Source organism: Chryseobacterium sp. OSA05B, from assembly GCF_019970065.1.
GTDB lineage: Bacteria > Bacteroidota > Bacteroidia > Flavobacteriales > Weeksellaceae > Chryseobacterium.
Map to the genome: position 1 here is coordinate 272,774 of NZ_JAHXYH010000003.1, position 17,434 is coordinate 290,207.

The following is a 17,434-nucleotide window of genomic DNA, read 5'->3' on the forward strand; positions in this document are numbered from 1 at the left end:
TACAAAGGTTTTAAGACTGGGCCTAATTTTATTTTACAAGACTTCCTTCAAAATAGCTACACTCCTTTCCAGTTCTTCAAGAGACGGTGATGCAAATCCTAATCTTAAGGCATTTTCATCAAATTGAGGATATCGGTGAGCTTTTCCGTCTGATACATATAATCCTTTTGACAAAGCTTTTTTAGCTAATTTTTCAAGGTCAATGGACCTGTCAAATTTTGTCCAGACAGACATTCCTCCGGTGGGTATTGTAAATTCCACGGCATCTTTCAGTTTATCGCTTAGTTGTTGACAGAAAAAATTCCTTCTTTCTTCGTAGACCAACAACGTTTTTCTGAGGTATCGCTGTACCGTGCCATCATTCAGAATTTCTCCCATGGCATTATCCAGAATATGATCTCCCTGACGATCCAGCAAAAGACGTATTTTAGAAAGATATTCGATCACATTTTCAGAAGCCACCAGATAGCCCATCCTGAAAGCAGGAGAAAGCGTTTTACTGAATGAACCACAATAAATCACCATTCCGTTTTCATCCGCACTTGCTAATGGAAGCAGCGGTCGATGACTGTAATGAAAATCAAAATCGTAATCGTCCTCAAAGATAATGAACTGATATTCTTTCGCCAGTCTCAGCAGCTCAAGTCTTCTGTCGATACGAAGCGGAACCGTAGTCGGAAAATGATGATGTGGAGTTACATAAACCATTCTCACCTGTTGCTTTTCACAGATTTTTTTCAATTCATCTACTACAAGACCATGTTCGTCCACAGGAATCATCATGTGATTGGCTTTGGCATGAGCAAAATTCGCTTCAGCCCTTCCCCATCCCGGATAGCCGGAAACAATAGTGTCTCCGGGCTCTATCAATCCATTGCAGACAGTATTAAGACCCATTAAAGTACCCCGCACAGAAAGAATATTTTTTAAGGTCGTTTTCAGTCCTCTGCTTTCAGTCAGATATTTTGAAATAGCTTCTCTGTAATAAACGGAACCATCCGGATAGCTGTAGTTTCCGAATTTGTCATAGAGTCCGCTTCTGGTCAGCTGATTTCTGTAAGCCCGGTATAATTCATGGAGCGGAGCAAGCGTAGGATCGGGAAATCCATCGTCCAGATGAAGTTTTGCTTTGACCGGAGAAAAAGTCACAAGATAATCCTTTTGATCGATCTTAAACCCTGCCTGTTTTTGTGGAATAAGCTGATGAGAGCCCTGAAGGGTTTCAGGTTTGTATTCAGGAAGATAGGAGGAGATAAAGGTTCCCTTTCCTACAAAGCTTTCCAGCCAGCCCTGAGTCTGTAATTCTTCATAAGCTTTAGAAACGGTAATTCTATTAATATTCAAAATATCAGCCAGCTGTCTCGAACTGGGTAACTTCTGCCCGGATTGAATCTTTCCGGTCTTTATCAAAGAAAGAATACGATCGGCAAGCTGAAGGTAAACAGGCTTTTCTAAACTGCGGTTCAGTTCAAAATCATTCAGAATCTGCTTGAATATTGGACTATCCATTTTACATATATTGAATCATAAATATAAACCAATATTGCCTGAATATTTTCATGAAGCCAAAAAAAATCTCTCAATAAAAAAGAGCGGTACAACGACCGCTCTGTAATGACATATTTACTATTATTTCTTTTTTCTGAAGTACGTACCAAGAAACTCCTCCAGCTCCTTCCCGTGAAGATTTTTAGCTATAATTTTCCCTTCCCCATCTATAATCACATTAAAAGGAAGCTCCTCGATATTATAGGCTTTAGCTACAGGACTTTTCCAGAATTTCAAGTCACTCACCTGAATCCAGTTGATGACGAAACGGTCTATAGCTTTTTGCCAGCTCTCTTTGTTCTTATCCAAAGAAACGCCTAAGATTTCAAACTGTTGTCCTTTCACCTGATCAGAAAAAGTGTTGTATAAAGTTTTCAGTTCCGGCTGTTCACCAACGCACGGAGCGCACCAGGTAGCCCAGAAATCGATCAGGACGACTTTTCCTTTTAATGATGAAAGAGAAAATGAGCTGCCATCTGGTTTTGATAAAGTGATTTCAGGGGCTTGATGGCCAATCTCTATTTTAGTCTGCTGTGCAGCGGTATATCCTGTAAGAATAAGTACAGAAAATAAAGTAAGAAAAGCTCTCATACTAATCATTGGTAGGATAATCTTTGTCCAGCCAGTCTACTTTGATATTTTTGGGAAGGTTCAAAAGTTTGGCATTTTTGAATCCCATTTCCTGTAGCAGATTAAATGCAGGACGGATGTTTGGACATTTCACAAAAGGACAGCAACCGCAGTAAATCACTACTTCTTTTCCTTTCGGGATGTTTTTGAGATAGTTTCTTAATTTTTCAAGATTTTCAGGTTCATGGGTTGGACCGATATCCACGGAGCCTTTGATAATAGCTTCCGGACCCACAGAAATGATTACGACGTCTTTTGTTTTGTTTTCTGTGATTCTTGCGGCTAAAAGCGCGGGATCCATTAGTTGACTTTCATTCCACGGATCCTGTTTCTGCTGTGCGGAAAACTGGCTGAACATGGAACAGACCATACAAGCCATGATAAACAAATATTTCATTCTTCTTTTTTAACAAAGATATGAAATTAGCCATCAGATCTATGGTAAGCATAAGGAAGTTTGATCTGTTTTAATCCATCTGAGCTTAAAAAATTTATATATTTATTGTAGATATATCATGAAAGTACAAACAAAACCCAATCAATACCATGGAAGAAAAGTTCCAGCCTGACGTTATTATTGTAGGAACTGGATTAGCAGGACTTACGGCTGCTATGGAAATTACCAACGTCGGGAAAAAAGTGCTTCTTCTGGATCAGGAAACGAAACAGAACATCGGTGGGCAGGCATTCTGGTCATTTGGAGGACTATTTCTGATCAATTCTCCCCAACAGCGAAGAATGGGAATTAAAGATTCTTATGAACTAGCTCTTCAGGACTGGAAAGGGACGGCTGGTTTTGACCGTGAGGAAGATTACTGGCCCAGAAAATGGGCAGAAGCTTATTTGAAATTCGCGGCCAATGAGAAGTACACTTATATTTCTAAACTGGGGATTAAGCTAATGTTTATGGTAGGATGGGCAGAACGTGGTGACGGATCAGCAACCGGCCATGGGAATTCTGTGCCACGGTTTCATGTCAGTTGGGGAACCGGAACAGGCGTCATAAAACCTTTTGTAGAAAAAGCTTACGAGGCTAAGGAAAATGGTCTTCTACAGATGGAATTCAGGCATAGAGTCACTGAACTGATCACAGAAAATGGCAAAATTAAAGGTCTTAAAGGCGATATCCTTGAAAATGATGACAAAGAAAGAGGCGTTGAAACCAACAGAAATGTGATCGCTCCCTTTGAATATCATGCTCCTCACGTCATTGTGGCATCCGGCGGAATTGGTGCCAATCAAGAGCTGGTAAGGAAAAACTGGCCGGAAAGATTAGGAAAAGCCCCTGAAAATATGATTTGTGGTGTTCCCGGTTATGTGGATGGTAAAATGATCGGGATTACAGAAAATTCCGGAGCACATATTATCAACCCTGACAGAATGTGGCATTATACGGAAGGCATACAAAACTGGAACCCGATATGGCCCAAACACGGCATAAGAATATTACCCGGTCCGTCTTCGTTGTGGTTTGATGCTAATGGAAATCGTCTCCCCGCTCCTTTTCTGCCCGGATTTGATACATTAGGAACACTGAAACACATACAGGATACTGGGTTTTCCTATTCATGGTTTATTCTGACACAGAAGATTATTAAGAAAGAATTTGCCCTTTCGGGATCAGAACAGAATCCGGATATTACGAATAAAGATTACGGACTTTTCCTAAAAAGAATCTTTGGAAAAAAAGCACCGGGACCTGTAGAAGCTTTTAAGGAACACGGAAAGGATTTTATTGTTTCCAATGATCTGAAAGATCTGGTAGAAAGAATGAACGAACTGTCCGGCAAGCGTCTTTTAAACTATGAAAAAATTAAAGAACAGATCGAAGCCAGAGACCGTGAACTGGACAATAAGTATTCAAAAGATACCCAGGTCAATTATATCCGGAATACACGAAATTATTTAGGGGATAAATTAGGCCGTGTAGCCGCTCCGCATAAAATATTAGCCCCTGAAAACGGCCCTCTCATCGCTGTCCGTCTCAATATTCTTACCCGGAAAACACTCGGAGGAATTAAGACCAATCTCAACGGACAGGTCTTAAGGGAAGACGACAGTGTCATTGAAGGGCTTTATGCAGCGGGAGAAGCCGCAGGCTTTGGAGGTGGCGGAATGCATGGCTACAGAGCGCTAGAAGGAACATTTCTGGGTGGATGTATCTTCTCAGGGATGACAGCCGGGCGATATATTGCTGGACTTTAGAGAGTTTCAATTCTTAAATGTCAATGGTGAAAGGTAAATTTTGCTTTGCAAGTGAATGGTGAATGATAGATTTAAGAAATAAGAGCCAAGAAACAAGATTTTAGATACCAATACAATGAACAGATATTTTGATCATAAAGTGGTTTGGCTTACAGGAGCTTCATCAGGAATCGGAGAAGCGCTGGTCAATGAGCTGGCTGCCAAAACCAGTGCGAAATTGATTCTTTCCTCAAGAAATAGAGAACAACTGTATGCCGTTGCTGAAAAGGCAGGACTGGATGCTTCCCGTTTTGCTGTACTGCCATTGGATCTGGAAGAGTATAAAAAGATGCCGGATATTGCAGCAGAAGCGATAGAAAAATTCGGGAAAATTGACATTCTGATCAACAATGCAGGGCTTTCACAGCGATCTCTCGCTATGGAAACAGATATTGAAGTAGACAAACGACTGATGGATGTTGATTTTTTAGGAACCGTGGCCCTTACTAAAACAGTTCTTCCTTATATGATAAGGGACGGTGGTGGTCAGATTGCTGTCGTAACCAGTCTTATGGGAGTTTTCGGAGCTCCGATGAGAAGCAGTTATGCCGCTGCAAAGCATGCCCTTCACGGTTTTTTTGATGCGTTGCGTGCTGAATTATACACGAGGAAAATTCTGGTAACACTCATCTGCCCCGGTTTTATACAGACGAATATTTCTATTAATGCAGTCACTGGCGATGGTTCTCTGCAGGGAACAATGGATGATGCTACGGGAAACGGAATGCCTGCTGATGTTTTTGCCAGAAAGATGCTTGCTGCAATAGAGAAAAAGAAAAACCAGGCGGCTATTGGCGGTCAGGAAGTGATGGGAACTTATCTGAAGAGATTTTTTCCAGGTCTGCTCGCGAGAATTGTGCGTAAAGCAAAAGTGGTTTAATTGTTAATATCAGGAAGTTGGAAGCTGGAAGAGGGAAGTTATTGAAGTATAAAACATCGCTCCCGTGCAGTTTTATTAACCATCATCATTGAAAATGCAGCAAAAAGAAAAATCGATGTCAAGGTTGAAATCCTTAACATCGATAAACTTCCATCTTCCAGCTTAAAATCAGGTTATTTCAACTGATTCTCAGATTCAAACTGTCTTTGTATGGTAAAAAGTTTTTCATCTGCTTTGAACACTTTCTGATACAGTTGTTGCTTTTCGCGACCCAGTTCAAGCATCTTATCCTGTGCAGCACGGATTACCTTTTCATCCTTACTGTACCGCATCAGTTTTTCCTGTTCAATTTCTTTTCTTGAAAACATAAAAAGTTCTTTCAGCACAACATAATAATTGACCGCTGCCTGCTTAACTTCTTTTCCATTCTTAATACCTTCAGTATCTATTTTTTCAATATCTGTAATGATCCTGTTGAATTCAGCTTCCTCTTTGTCGATGATATACAGCGCTTTTATGTAATCATGAGCGATCAGATAATCCAGTTTCGCGGATTCAAATCCTTTTTCACCAATCAGCATGCCGGAGGTCTGGGATTCTTTTTTAGTGAGAACAGATTGAAGATTTTCAGCCTTTTTATCGCTGCAGGAATGAAGAAGGGTCATTCCCAAAATGATCAGCGCCGTTACATTTATTTTCCGGATCATAAGAATTAGTTTATAAGTAATTAAATATATGTCTAACGGTTGGGAAGCTGAGCTTTTTCGTAGATCAATCCTTCAGATTTGAGTTCATTCCAGAAGTCTGAAGGAATATCTGCATTAAGCGCATCCACATTATCTTTCACCTGATCTGTTGTACTCGCTCCGGGAATTATCGAAGCAAATTCATCAGAAGCCAGGACAAAATGCAGGGCGGCGTGTACAATATCTGTATTATATTTTCTGGCAATATCAGCAATTCCGGCCCGTTTTTCAGCCATCCCTTTTGGAATCACATCTTTGTAGTTATATCTTTCTCTACCTGCAATGTATCCTGAGTTATACCCTGCTCCGGAAACCAGTTTTACACCTGCTTTTTTTACAGCCGGAAGAAGTCTGTCAACCGCATCTTCATGTTCCAGGATTGAATATTGGGTAGCAGAAAGACAGATATCGGGATCTGCCGATTCAATACAGTCTAAGATGGGTTCAATCTTATTCACTCCCATTCCCCAGGCTTTGATAACACCCTGATCGCGCAGCTCGGAAAGAACTTTGAATGCTCCTTCTCTCGCCTGTTTCAGAAAATAAGGATAGCGGTCTCCCACCTGATCTTCAGACAGATCATGAATATAAACGATGTCAATATAATTCAGCCCTGTCCTCTGCAAACTGTCTGCAATGGATCTTTTTATAGCATCTGCGGTATAATCATGCTTAAAATCATAATTCAAAGGTTTTTTCCACATGGTAGGCGGAACTTCAGACTCCGGGACTTCATGGAACAATCTTCCTACTTTGGTTGAAAATACAAAATCATTCCTGTCCTGGCCTTTCAGAAAGTCTCCGAATCTTCTTTCACTTTTTGTAAGTCCGTACCACGGAGAGGTATCGTAATAGCGGATACCCAAGTCCCATGCGGCCTGCAGAATCTGATGAGATTCTTCGTCACTTATATTTTCGAAGGCAGTTCCTATGGCTACTCCCCCTATTCCTAATCTGTGTTTTTCTATTAAAGCATCTGTTTTCATATGACTGTATTTAAGTGTTGGTCATAAACAGGATGCAAACATCGTGCAGGGCTTACCCATGAAAGTAAAAAAAGATAAGAAATACACTTTAAATAAATAGGTTAAAACAACTGTAATACAATAGTTTAATGTATTTATTAAATCAATTAATTGAAGGGTTAAAATTCAATAAGGCTTGCAGCATTAGAGCTCAACAACCGTTAAGACATTGTAACCACCCGTATTCAAAAGAGGCCGCTTATCCGGATCCCAGGATACATTGATCCATACGAAAGGTCTTAGTTTATCCCCTGCATTCAGATATAAACTTGCGGTACTTGCCGATCCTACGATCACAGCATTGGGAGCATTTCCCGTATCCTGTGGATAACCGTTGTTGGTTTTGATTCTCTGTATCACTGCATTTGAAGGATTCCTTACTTCCCAGATAGCCTCTGTCTGATTTTGTCCGAAACTGGTGTTCACCTGGCTCGGTGCAAGCGCAAAAGTAAAAGTCACAAAATAGACCCCTGCTCTTGGAGCTATAAACTCTCCTGTGGAAGGGTTAAAATTTGTTCTTGGCTGCCCGGAATCCGAATCCAGCTTTTCTGTCCATGAAGTAAGATAAGCAGAAGATCTTCCCGGAATTCCGTCTGTATAGTCACCTATCGGCCAGAGACCGGTTTCAAAAACGGTGGAATTATTGTTGGTTTTCTCTGCCATCACTACGATTCTCGGTTTTCCATACGGAAGAATAGGTACCCAAACCGTTCCGTCAGAGTATTCGATGTATCCCTGTACTCCGATGGCTGGATTCGGATTGTAACGTACAGCCCCGGCGCCGGCTTCTGCAGCGGTTTGATTGGTCATTCCTATCGCCATAGAACCATTAACACCATTTCTGAGATCAATCGCCATTTTGGGAGCCGCTACTCCTGCGCCTATTTTTCCTGTTTTGTCGATTACAACTTTTTCAGTCGCATTGATCTCAACGGCATTGGCTGAGCTTGGATTATTAATACCGATACCTATCTGTGCTGACGCAGCGTTGGAAAGAACTCCAAGACCTATGAACAGCATCATTTTTTTATTTAATTTCATCATCCTTTGTTTATAGTTCGTAAATGCTGATACTGTTATTGGTACCGCTGTTAGCTGTGTTTATGCTTCTGTTGCCTCCGAAATTGTGAAACACTTTAAATTGAATCGTATTGCCTGTTGACAAATTAAAAATAGCGGTACAGTTGCCTCCTACGATATTACTGACCGTAGAAACATCCCATGCAGGATAGGAATTTACGCTCCTGTAGGTCTGGATATTATTCGTGGCCGTACTACTTTCAATAATGGTCTCTATCCTCGAATTCTGTGCAATATTTGCATCTGCCAGGGTAATATTGAAAGACACAATATAAAATCCGTTTCTCGGTGCTGTAAAAGTTCCTGAACTAGCCATAAAGTTAGACTGAGCATCGGTAAGTACAGACCATCCATCTACCTGTGTGATCGCGTTATTTGTAAAAGTTAGGGCGCTGCTTTTATTGGCCAGCACCAGTGCTTTTGGGGGCAATGTCATGGGAAGATTATGCCAGGCCACACCGTCGGAGTACTGGATAATATTTCCTGCATTGTATCGTATTGCTCCGCCACCGGCAGCTGCAGCGGTCTGTGTACTCGTACCCAAGCCGATAATCCCTTTCTGATCGACAGAACGGACATCTACTTTTGTTTTGGGATTTAACAGTCCCACGCCCAGCTTGCCTTCAGATGTCACCACAATATCATTTAATATCTGGGGTGCCGAAGGGGGCACACTACTGTTATCTTTCGCAGCATCTACATGAAAGGTCTGCATGGGGTCTTTCGTGAATACCCCGGTTTGTGCCTGTACAAAGAAGGGAAGGAAAAAGATCAATCCTTTATAGAGCGTCTTCATTTTCATTTTTGTGTTTTTAATGTTCAATAATAGTCAGATTGTTGAAACCTGCATCCGGATTGGACCAGTCTGCGTTTACCCTTAAAGCTCTTACCGCAGATCCTGTAATATTCTGATTAAGTTGAGGACGTACCGTCTGACTGGCATTTAAACTCACCGTAATCGCTGCAGAACCACCCACCTGAGCATCTTCATTGGCGCGCGCAAAGGTCTTGTAGGAACGGGCCAGAATAGCACCTGTAGTGGGGCTGTAAAACTGGCTGGTCACTTCAGAAGAATTGGCGACTGAGCCGGAAACAAAATTATAGGTCATCAGAAACGTATACACTCCAGCTCGTGGGGCAGTAAAAATTCCCGTGGAAGGATCAAAGCTATTGGAGAGATCTCTCACTTCGTCCCAGCCGGTAATATTAACATCGGAATTGTAGGCTACTGAGAACGGGCTTGTCATTCTTGCAACGACTACGGCTTTCGTAGGCAGGATCAAGGTGGTTTCCCAGACATTTCCGTCAGATACCTGAATTTTGGCCTGGGTAGGTTCATATCTTACCGCACCTGCACCGGCAGCATTGGCTGTCATCGTTGTGGACCCTAGTCCTACTGCATTCTGTAATCCTGAAGATCTCATATCAAGTTTTACAACGGGATTGGAGACCCCTGCTCCTATAAAGCCTGTGCTGGTAATGATAAGGTCGTTGCTGATCTGTGCGGGAGTTGCCGAAGTGGCATTATCTTTTGCCCCGTCTATGTGCAAATTTCCCAGTGGGTAACTGGTGTTGATTCCTATCTGTGCGCTCATAAGTGACGACATCACCAGAGCCAGTGATAGCAGGTTTTTTTTCATTATGTTGTGTTTTTTTATGGTTCTTGTTTTAATGAAATCTAAATTATTTTTAGATAATTCATTAACTGTTGAATTCCAGACTGCAAAGTAAAGTATTCTTTTTGAAAGAATTTAAAAAAAAGAAAACTAAAGTTATAGCATGAATATAAAATGGATAAATTACCTTAAAAAAGCATATTAATTAAAACCGTAATCTCTGTTATTAAAAATTTATTAGAAAAATTTAAAATTAAATAATTAACTACCTATCAGGTGTTTAGATGTAGTCATTGCTGTTTTTTGGCAGTTGTACCAAAATTCCTTATCAAGATATTTCATAAATTTACGGAACCATTATGGTTTTAAAATTGGTTCCCAGGTGAAAATTCACAATAAAAAAAAATATTTAAGCTTTCTAAAATTTAAACGAGACTTTCAGGAGTACGGCCTGGAAAAGGCACGCAGCTATGAGCTTATCCTGCATTGGCTGAATAACAGACTCAGCAGAAATCAGTTTCTGGTGCTTTCCGGAATCCTTGTGGGATGTACTGCCGGTCTGGCCGGAGTAATTCTGAAAACGCTTGTTCATACCATTCACAATTTTATTACCCATATCCATTTTGAGTATCAAATCCTGTTTTATATTGTCTTTCCTTTTTTGGGAATTGTATTGACAACTGCGATCGTGATTACTCTGTTTAAAGGTCAGGACCGAAAAGGAATCGGTGCTATTTTGTATGAAATTGCCCAGAATTCAAGCATCGTGGCTTCTGTAAAAATGTATTCACAGGTAATTCAGAGCGCGGTGACGGTTGGACTCGGAGGTTCTGCCGGATTGGAAAGTCCTATTGCGGTTACCGGTGCAGCTATCGGTTCCAATTATGCACAAACTTACCGACTCAGTTACAAGGAGCGTACGCTTTTATTGGCTGCAGGCGCTACGGCGGGAATCGCTTCAGCATTCAATGCTCCGATTGCCGGGATTATGTTTGCTTTTGAAATTCTTCTGACAGGTGTCGTCTTTACAGACTTTATTCCTCTGGTAGTGGCGGCGGTTTGTGGAAGTCTTTTATCGCGGGTTTTGCTTCAGGAAGATATCCTTTTCAGATTTTATGCGAGAGAGGCTTTTAATTATAAAAATGTTCCTTATTACCTTATTCTGGGGATTGTAACCGGATTGTATGCACGCTATTTTGTCGTGATTTCTCAAAAAGTAGAGCATTTTATCAAAGGGCTTAAGCTTTCCAGAATGCGAAAAGCGATGTTTGGAGGTCTGGTGCTGTCACTGCTTTGTGTTCTTTTTCCGCCATTATTTGGGGAAGGATATGAAACGGTAAAAGCATTTACCAACGGAAGTACCCACTCTATTATCAGAAACAGTTTTTTCAGATATTTTGAGATCGGAGACTGGACCATCATTATATTTTTGGTGCTGGTGTGTCTTTTAAAAGCTTTTGCAACGTCATTTACGATCTTCAGCGGAGGAAACGGAGGAAATTTTGCTCCGTCACTTTTTGCAGGCGGTACCGTGGGATATTTATTCGCATTGGTCTGTCAGCATATCGGATTTACAGAAGTTCCGGTAACGAATCTTGTTCTGGTAGGAATGGCCGGAGCCATGAGTGGCGTACTGTATGCCCCTCTTACAGCCATATTCCTGATTGCTGAATCCAGTTTCGGGTATGATCTTTTTATTCCGTTAATGATCGTTTCTATTATTTCTTATCTTATCGCCAAATGGTTCTCCCCGATTTCCCCGGAATTAAAATCTCTGGCTGATCAAGGGAAAATATTCACCAGCAAGCATGATAAAAACCTTCTTTTTGCCTTGAGAACGGAAGATTTTATCGATAAATTTTCAGAAACGATCAATGAAAATGCTTCTGTTAATGACTTATTTGAACTGGTAAAAAACGGAAACAAAAATATTTACGCAGCCACGGATGAAGCCGGAAAACTGAAAGGAATTCTTACTTTGGATGATATCCGTCCGTATCTATTTAACAAGGAAATAGACAATTTACAAACAGTAGCTCAGATTATGAAAACTCCGCCGGCAGTCATTTACCGGGAAAATCAGCCTTTGGAAATCCTTCAGATCTTTGATGATACCGGCGTCTGGAATCTTCCCGTAACCAGTGAAAACAATGATTTCATCGGATTTATTTCAAAATCTTCTATCCTGATGAGCTACAGACAGCTTTTAAAGGAATATTCTGATTAAATTTTTAACCTTAAGAAACATTCTGAAAACATAAAAAAGCGGCCTTTTAAGGCCGCTTTTACAATATCAATTATTTCAAAGATTATGGACAAGGGGTTTGCGAATAACCTCCATTGCTGTTCGGCTTGGCATTGATTTTCTTAAAATTACCATTGGCATCCATTTTTGTTAATGCAATTCCTGAATTGTATTTATCCAGGACATGCGCCAGCCCGGTTTCTCTGTTTGGAATATCTGTATAATCGTCAAACATGCTTCCTGAAAAATTCGGGGCAAAACCCGGAATCTGACTTGGAGGATAGTTCGAGATAAAAGATTCAAATAAGTTTGCATTGGTAACGACCAGTGCGTAGACTGTACCACCGGGAGTTACAATATATCTGGTATTAAAGCTTTGATGGCTGTTGTGATAGCTGATCATACTGTAAACATCTCCTGCAGAAGGTGGCGTATTCCCCGGATGGTTATGGATATCAGCTTCAGGATAATTGTATGGATTACTGATATTCCCGCTGTTGGCATTTAATTCCTGTACACCGGTTGCCTTAAGCTCACCGTTCGGAGTGTCTCGTCCCAGACCTACTCCATTTTCTTTTCCGTTTTGATTGAAATTATTGATAATTCCCTGTTTCGCCTCACTGAATTTCTGTGTTTTAGAATTTTCTGTGGCTTTTTGTGAACCTGCCTGAGCTTTTGTACAGGGATCATTCGGGTTATTGGTAGGCGGAATGACAGTGATTGGAGGAATCGGCGGACCTGTCGGAGGCTGTGGATTGGTTGGTGGGTTAGGTACTGTGATCACGACCTCTTCTATGGAACCATGGCATTTTTTACCACAGGAATCCATATCTCCATCTCCCGAAAATTTGGAGGAAATATCCGAAATGATTTTTCCGTCAACCACCTTGATTTGGTATCTCATAGAACCTTCCAATGCGATGTAGGTAACATTTCCCGTCATCTTTTTCATGATCTCGTGAGCGGCGAGTCTGTGATCTTCAGCAGAAAATTTTTCATTACCTTCGAATTTCCATAAATGACCGGAAACCTTGTCACCATCAATCCTGAATGTCAGTTCTTCAATCAATTTTTCGCTTTCATTTTTTACCGGCACTGAGATCAGAATAACGTTATTCTCATGTTTAAAAGTTCTTGCATTTTGCCATTCGATCTGCTTTCCCGAAATAGCGGCCATATCCTTTACATAGTTTTTTCTGATGTAAGAAAGCGGATTTTCCTGAAGCTTCACAGTTTCAGTTTCGGTTTCTAGTGCATCATGAGCACACCCCTGTAGTGAAAATAAGGCCAGCATACCTCCAAAAAGGAATAGCGGCAGTAGTTTTTTCTTCATTGTTCTTAGTATTTAAAGGGCGCAAATATATTAATAAATCCAATTAATGAGAAATAAAAAATAATTAATTTTTCCATATTTAACAGTACATTCACAACATATTCACAAATGCGGTTAGCTTCTTTTTTATCATGATATTTCCACAAATAAAGATCCGCTCAGTACCTACCGAACGGATCTTTTTATTGAGTTAAAATAAAGTTTCTGAGTTGAAGTTAGTTACTCGCCCGATTAAGAAGTTCAATATCTTCCTGATCAAGAATAAGTTCCGGAGCTTTGAATAAGGTATCCAGCTGAGATGCGCTGGTGGCACTTACGATGGGTGCTGTGATCAGTGGATTAGCCAAAAGCCATGCTAAAGCAGTGGTCCCTTGTGTCGTCTGATGCTTTTCACTCACCTGATCCAAAGCTTTTAACACTTCAAGTCCTTTATCATTAAGGTATTTTCTCACGCCCTCACCTCTCTGGCTTTTACCCAGATCAGCTTCTGTACGGTATTTTCCGGTAAGGAAACCCGCAGCCAATGACCAATAAGGGAATACGCTTAAATCAAATTCTTTTACCAGCGGAGCATAATTTTTTTCAAAGCCTTCTCTTTCCATTAAATTATAATGAGGCTGCAGTGCCACATATTTAGGAAGATTGTTTTTTTCTGCCGCTTCAAATGATGCTTTCAGACGCTCGGGAGAAAGATTGGATGCCGCGATATAGCGTACTTTTCCAGCTTTAATGATTTCATCGTACGCGGAAAGCGTTTCTTCCACTGGCGTAGTATGATCGTCAAAATGGGTGTAATAAAGATCAATATGATCGGTCTGAAGTCTCTGTAGCGATTCATCTACCGATTTCAGAATATGTTTTTTGCTGATGTCAAAACCGTGTTCTTTAGTTTCGGATCCTACCTTTGTGGCTAAGACGATGTCCTGACGGTTACCACGGCTCTTCATCCACTTTCCGATGATTTCCTCAGACTGGCCTCCTTTTCCGTTCACCCACCATGAATAGGTGTCAGCAGTGTCTATAAAATTGAATCCGGCTTCTGTGAATTGATCCAATATATCAAAAGACTGTTTCTCATCCAGCGTCCATCCGAAAACATTTCCTCCAAAATTGACAGGAGCTACCGACAGATCGGTATTTTTTATATTCCTTTTTTCCATAAAAATGAATTGTAATTAAAAATTTAAGAAGGATCTAAGGTAAGGAATATCAGAGAGGATTCAGATTCAAAATAAGCATACCGTTTATAGTTAGTATAAATGGAAAAGGTGATTATTTCTACTTTTTTATCATTATTAAATAGGTTTTTACATCATCAGAATCAAATAAAAAACAGCTTCCACGATGAAAGCTGTTTGATCTATCAATTAAAAAAAATACTGTTACTTTTCAACCTGAGGAACCTCAATGGCTGCCAGCATCAGTTTGTATTCCTGCAGCTGCAGGTCTATGGTTTTCAACCCGCTTTTGAAGAAAGTGGATGTATGAAACAGTTGATGGTAATATTCAATACCTTCCAGAACATTTTTCTTGAACGCATTCCATTTTTTCGTTTGGGAATGGGTAATTTGTGCTGAAGAATTCGCGATTTCTTTTCTAAGATAATCAACGTACATTTTCAGTTCATTGATGAACATATTCGGACGCTGATTATCCGGAAGGATATTGGCATTTCCATAAATATGCTGTACCATTTCCGAAAGCGAAACTTCTTTGTCAAAAAAGGCAAGATTTGGTCCCGGACAGATCACTACGCCTTGTTTTTCTCCTTTTATTTCCAGATCCTGCTCCATATAGGCGGCATTCACCAAACCTACACACAGGCAGGCTTTATCCGTAATTTCCGTTTTCCTTTTGTTAAACTCCTCAGATGTCATTTCAAGATCAGCCTGAAGTTCTTTTAATTTAATATCCTGGTATTTTTTAGAAGCAGTACACGTTCCCTGCGGTGAAAATTCTTTGCTTAATGCCAGCAGTTTTTTCGGACACGAGCTTCCGTATTTCCCGGCGGCTTCTTTCTGTTCTTTCAGTAATTCATTGGAAGTTCCTTTTACCGTATTGAAAGGTACGCCCAAAGGTGAAATATTACTCAGATAAAAGTCCTCTTCTTTTGATTTTACAAGCAGGTTTCTGGTTTCCGTATCTACAGAAGTTGCTTCAGGAACCAATAAAAACGGCGATCCCCATCCTACGCTGTCTACCTGATAGTTTTCAAGCAGAAACTCATGTTCTTCGGAAGTTCCCACCCCGCCCTGAACGGTAATTTTCATTTCCAGTGGCTCAGAAACGGCATATTTCCCTTTCTGTTCCAGTGCAGCGATCATTAATGCATGTGCAGACTGGATCAGATCATTCTTTTTCTGCTTGAATTCTTCCATGATAGGTCCCAGCAGCATACCTTCCGTAGCAAATGCATGACCCCCACAGTTCAGTCCGGATTCGATTCTGTATTCTGAGATCCAAAGACCTTTTTTAGCAAGAAAATTTCCCTGAATCATGGCTGAACGGAAATCACTTACCTTAAGAATAATCTTCTTTTTCAGAACGCCATTCTGATCAGGAAAGAAATCATCAAACTCTTCGATATAGCTGTACAGACGGGGATTCATTCCTGCAGAAAGCACCATGGAAGAAGATAATTTACTCTGAGCGAAGCCACGAAGTGAAGCGTGCGCATCATTGAACATGACAGGAAGCTGCTCGTCTTTTTTATAGTTGTCTTTATCCACTTTCGTCATGATATTGACGTCGATGCTTCCCGGCTTTAAATTGGATTCAATGAAATTTTTAATGCCAGAGCCTAAATTGTCTTTTTGGCTGACCAAATTCTGAAGCCCGCTTTTCAGATCTGAAGTATTGGGCAGTATGGCCATAAAGTTTTTTAATGCTTCCTTGTTTTTAGTGATCTCCTGTTTGAAAGATTCAAATTTTTCATTCACGATATCATCTACCATATCCAGGTAAGCCGTAATTCTTTTTGCTCTGTAATCTTCTGTTTTTGTTGAAATTCCTAAATAATCCAGATTGAATTTCTTGTTATAAAAGCCTTTCATTTTTTCCAGGATCTCATCATCGATAATGGAAATAACGGAAGAAATTCCATATTGGGCTACACGGATCGGGCTGTCTATGGTATACGCCAGACCCATCACCGGAATATGGAAATTGTGTAACGGTTTATGTGTCATTTTATTTTGATAAAAATTCTTTCGCTAAGGATGGATTAAACCCTTGGAGCAACTCATTTCTACTGAATTGAGCACTTTAATCCGGGCTTTAACTACCTAAATTTATCATTTTAATATTAGCTATGCATTAAATAACACTTATAATATCGGAAATATGTTAAATGTCATTCTTTTATAGCTCCTATTTTTCTCTGTCAGAACTCTTTCATGTATATTTTTCTGATTTCAAAAGCGGGATTATCCTGTAAATAATTAGAAATGCAAAAACTGATTTCAGAATTCCCTACCATATAAACAATTGTATTTTTACTGCTTTCAGGGAAATTTCCCTTTATGATTTCCACTATTTTCTCCGGTTTTAATGGATTAATGACATACGATGTTAAAGGAAAGCTATGATCAAGATCGGAAAACAGATCTTCTTCTCGTTCAGTATAAATAAGACTGTCCACTTTCTTACTTACAGCTAAAGCTCTGTTGATTTCATACAAATAAGCCAATGCTTTAACATCACCTATCAGAAAATAATGACTCCCTGATTCATCTAAAATCAGATCATCAGAAAGTTTTCTGAAAAACACACTGTCTCCTTCCCCGACTTCTTTTATCCATTTTTCAGCTTTATCCAGTGGATTTGCGTGAATGACGAAATCGGCGGTGTGATAAACCGGTTCGTAATTCCAGAACGCATACTCCCCGATTTCACGTTGCAGATTGTAATAAGGATCAGAAAGGAAAATTTCTGCCGTATATCCTGCGACATATGGAATCTGTGAGAAATCCCTGCTCTGTATCCTGATGTGGAAAGTGTTTTCTGCAATTTTATTTTTTGAAAGGATCATCCCTGAAAAAAAATCATGAGGTTGGGTCTGGCCATTCATAAGATGCTAGAAATTAGA

Annotated in this window: 15 protein-coding genes; 3 read left to right on the forward strand and 12 right to left on the reverse strand. The window is 40.2% G+C overall.

Annotation, left to right across the window (positions count from 1 at the left end; translation table 11 throughout):
- Positions 1-33: 33 nt before the first annotated feature.
- The 3 genes from LC419_RS13420 to LC419_RS13430 all read right to left on the reverse strand — a co-directional run bounded on the left by LC419_RS13420 (position 34) and on the right by LC419_RS13430 (position 2,575).
- Positions 34-1,509, reverse strand: a complete 1,476-nt coding sequence (locus LC419_RS13420) for a PLP-dependent aminotransferase family protein (RefSeq protein ID WP_223607838.1) — start codon at positions 1,507-1,509, stop codon at positions 34-36.
- Between the two features lie 120 nt (positions 1,510-1,629).
- A complete protein-coding gene (locus LC419_RS13425) occupies positions 1,630-2,139 on the reverse strand; it encodes a TlpA disulfide reductase family protein (protein ID WP_223607839.1) in 510 nt (169 codons plus the stop codon).
- 1 nt (position 2,140) lies between these two features.
- Entirely contained in the window at positions 2,141-2,575 is a 435-nt protein-coding gene (locus LC419_RS13430; RefSeq protein ID WP_223607840.1) for a rhodanese-like domain-containing protein, read from the reverse strand.
- Positions 2,576-2,724: 149 nt separating this feature from the next.
- Here LC419_RS13430 and LC419_RS13435 point away from each other — a divergent pair, with 149 nt between their 5' ends.
- On the forward strand, positions 2,725-4,383 hold the full coding sequence (locus LC419_RS13435; RefSeq protein ID WP_223607841.1) for an FAD-binding dehydrogenase: 1,659 nt from the start codon (positions 2,725-2,727) through the stop codon (positions 4,381-4,383).
- Between the two features lie 115 nt (positions 4,384-4,498).
- On the forward strand, positions 4,499-5,302 hold the full coding sequence (locus LC419_RS13440; protein ID WP_223607842.1) for an SDR family oxidoreductase: 804 nt from the start codon (positions 4,499-4,501) through the stop codon (positions 5,300-5,302).
- Positions 5,303-5,475: 173 nt separating this feature from the next.
- On the opposite strand, the gene LC419_RS13445 is transcribed toward LC419_RS13440, so the two are convergent.
- From LC419_RS13445 to LC419_RS13465, 5 genes are all read right to left on the reverse strand, one after another.
- On the reverse strand, positions 5,476-6,009 hold the full coding sequence (locus LC419_RS13445) for a hypothetical protein (protein WP_223607843.1): 534 nt from the start codon (positions 6,007-6,009) through the stop codon (positions 5,476-5,478).
- A gap of 32 nt (positions 6,010-6,041) precedes the next feature.
- Positions 6,042-7,034 carry an aldo/keto reductase gene (locus LC419_RS13450; protein WP_223607844.1) on the reverse strand — a complete coding sequence of 331 codons (993 nt, stop codon included), beginning with the start codon at positions 7,032-7,034 and terminating at the stop codon, positions 6,042-6,044.
- Positions 7,035-7,217: 183 nt separating this feature from the next.
- Positions 7,218-8,114: a hypothetical protein gene (locus LC419_RS13455; protein WP_223607845.1), complete on the reverse strand. Its 897-nt coding sequence runs from the start codon at positions 8,112-8,114 to the stop codon at positions 7,218-7,220.
- Positions 8,115-8,124: 10 nt separating this feature from the next.
- A complete protein-coding gene (locus tag LC419_RS13460) occupies positions 8,125-8,955 on the reverse strand; it encodes a hypothetical protein (RefSeq protein WP_223607846.1) in 831 nt (276 codons plus the stop codon).
- 10 nt (positions 8,956-8,965) lie between these two features.
- Positions 8,966-9,793 (reverse strand): complement C1q domain-containing protein, encoded by an 828-nt coding sequence (locus LC419_RS13465; RefSeq protein WP_223607847.1) that lies wholly within the window; start codon positions 9,791-9,793, stop codon positions 8,966-8,968.
- A gap of 358 nt (positions 9,794-10,151) precedes the next feature.
- Here LC419_RS13465 and LC419_RS13470 point away from each other — a divergent pair, with 358 nt between their 5' ends.
- Positions 10,152-11,996 carry a chloride channel protein gene (locus LC419_RS13470; RefSeq protein WP_223607848.1) on the forward strand — a complete coding sequence of 615 codons (1,845 nt, stop codon included), beginning with the start codon at positions 10,152-10,154 and terminating at the stop codon, positions 11,994-11,996.
- 82 nt (positions 11,997-12,078) lie between these two features.
- Here the strand turns inward: LC419_RS13470 and LC419_RS13475 are convergent, their stop codons facing one another.
- From LC419_RS13475 to LC419_RS13490, 4 genes are all read right to left on the reverse strand, one after another.
- Positions 12,079-13,347: a hypothetical protein gene (locus LC419_RS13475; protein ID WP_223607849.1), complete on the reverse strand. Its 1,269-nt coding sequence runs from the start codon at positions 13,345-13,347 to the stop codon at positions 12,079-12,081.
- Between the two features lie 215 nt (positions 13,348-13,562).
- Entirely contained in the window at positions 13,563-14,507 is a 945-nt protein-coding gene (locus LC419_RS13480; RefSeq protein WP_223607850.1) for an aldo/keto reductase, read from the reverse strand.
- A 222-nt stretch (positions 14,508-14,729) separates the two neighbouring features.
- Positions 14,730-16,535, reverse strand: coding sequence for a hypothetical protein (locus tag LC419_RS13485; RefSeq protein WP_223607851.1), 1,806 nt, complete (start codon positions 16,533-16,535; stop codon positions 14,730-14,732).
- 194 nt (positions 16,536-16,729) lie between these two features.
- Complete coding sequence (locus LC419_RS13490; protein WP_223607852.1) at positions 16,730-17,416, reverse strand: hypothetical protein; 687 nt, start codon at positions 17,414-17,416, stop codon at positions 16,730-16,732.
- Positions 17,417-17,434 lie beyond the last annotated feature (18 nt).

Excerpts from the sequence above, each read along its gene's own strand:
- LC419_RS13420 (WP_223607838.1), bottom strand. The coding sequence starts at position 1,509 with ATGGATAGTCCAATATTCAAGCAGATTCTGAATGATTTTGAACTGAAC.
- LC419_RS13425 (WP_223607839.1), bottom strand. The coding sequence starts at position 2,139 with ATGAGAGCTTTTCTTACTTTATTTTCTGTACTTATTCTTACAGGATAT.
- LC419_RS13430 (WP_223607840.1), bottom strand. The coding sequence starts at position 2,575 with ATGAAATATTTGTTTATCATGGCTTGTATGGTCTGTTCCATGTTCAGC.
- LC419_RS13435 (WP_223607841.1), top strand. The coding sequence starts at position 2,725 with ATGGAAGAAAAGTTCCAGCCTGACGTTATTATTGTAGGAACTGGATTA.
- LC419_RS13440 (WP_223607842.1), top strand. The coding sequence starts at position 4,499 with ATGAACAGATATTTTGATCATAAAGTGGTTTGGCTTACAGGAGCTTCA.
- LC419_RS13445 (WP_223607843.1), bottom strand. The coding sequence starts at position 6,009 with ATGATCCGGAAAATAAATGTAACGGCGCTGATCATTTTGGGAATGACC.
- LC419_RS13450 (WP_223607844.1), bottom strand. The coding sequence starts at position 7,034 with ATGAAAACAGATGCTTTAATAGAAAAACACAGATTAGGAATAGGGGGA.
- LC419_RS13455 (WP_223607845.1), bottom strand. The coding sequence starts at position 8,114 with ATGAAATTAAATAAAAAAATGATGCTGTTCATAGGTCTTGGAGTTCTT.
- LC419_RS13460 (WP_223607846.1), bottom strand. The coding sequence starts at position 8,955 with ATGAAAATGAAGACGCTCTATAAAGGATTGATCTTTTTCCTTCCCTTC.
- LC419_RS13465 (WP_223607847.1), bottom strand. The coding sequence starts at position 9,793 with ATGAAAAAAAACCTGCTATCACTGGCTCTGGTGATGTCGTCACTTATG.
- LC419_RS13475 (WP_223607849.1), bottom strand. The coding sequence starts at position 13,347 with ATGAAGAAAAAACTACTGCCGCTATTCCTTTTTGGAGGTATGCTGGCC.
- LC419_RS13480 (WP_223607850.1), bottom strand. The coding sequence starts at position 14,507 with ATGGAAAAAAGGAATATAAAAAATACCGATCTGTCGGTAGCTCCTGTC.
- LC419_RS13485 (WP_223607851.1), bottom strand. The coding sequence starts at position 16,535 with ATGACACATAAACCGTTACACAATTTCCATATTCCGGTGATGGGTCTG.
- LC419_RS13490 (WP_223607852.1), bottom strand. The coding sequence starts at position 17,416 with ATGAATGGCCAGACCCAACCTCATGATTTTTTTTCAGGGATGATCCTT.